The following is a 622-nucleotide window of genomic DNA, read 5'->3' as shown; positions in this document are numbered from 1 at the left end:
ACTTTGCACTCAAATATAAATTACTTGTGCGGTCAAATCAAATAGCTTTTGAAGAGCTTAGGCGATTAAAATGTTTATGACCTGTGCGTAAGGTGAGTGCTCAATATATCGCTCTGTTAACTCTGGGTGATCTATAATATTCCCAGTATCGATCTCTAACAGGTTATCAATAAGAGTCTCAATCCTTTTAAACCTACTGTCATGACGAACATCTGGAAGACCTAAAAAATCTAGTACAACGCTAGATTTATTGCAAGAATTAATCAATTTATCTAATGATTCAAGCAATAGGTTTTTTAATAAAACAACCTCCTCTTGTTGAGGAGTTAAGCCTTCGATCTCATTATTCGTCACACGACTAAAGTCAGTTAAATATTTCTCTTTAAATCTTCGCGAAGGAAGAGAGTTAACATAACCATCATAGTTATGATAAGTAATTTTATTATCAATTAAACTTTTTGTTTTTATTTTTTTTATTTTTCTATCTGTCAGACTATAGTCACTTTCAGCACGAATATCTGATATTGAAAACTTGTTTTTACTATCTTGCCCTTCTCCAAATTTATAAACTGTACCGCTATAAGCGATTACAGACTCACCTTACGCACAGGTCATAAACATT

The 622-nt window shown here is 32.5% G+C and carries 1 protein-coding gene; it reads right to left on the bottom strand.

Annotated features, from left to right (window positions below; translation table 11 throughout):
• Positions 1-57 precede the first annotated feature (57 nt).
• Entirely contained in the window at positions 58-354 is a 297-nt protein-coding gene (locus C200_RS04050) for a hypothetical protein (protein WP_016212558.1), read from the bottom strand.
• Between the last annotated feature and the right edge of the window lie 268 nt (positions 355-622).

It is taken from the genome of Piscirickettsia salmonis LF-89 = ATCC VR-1361 (assembly GCF_000297215.2).
Taxonomy (GTDB): domain Bacteria; phylum Pseudomonadota; class Gammaproteobacteria; order Piscirickettsiales; family Piscirickettsiaceae; genus Piscirickettsia; species Piscirickettsia salmonis.
The sequence above is the reverse complement of the archived record's forward strand: the minus strand, read 5'-3'. Positions and strand labels throughout refer to the sequence as shown.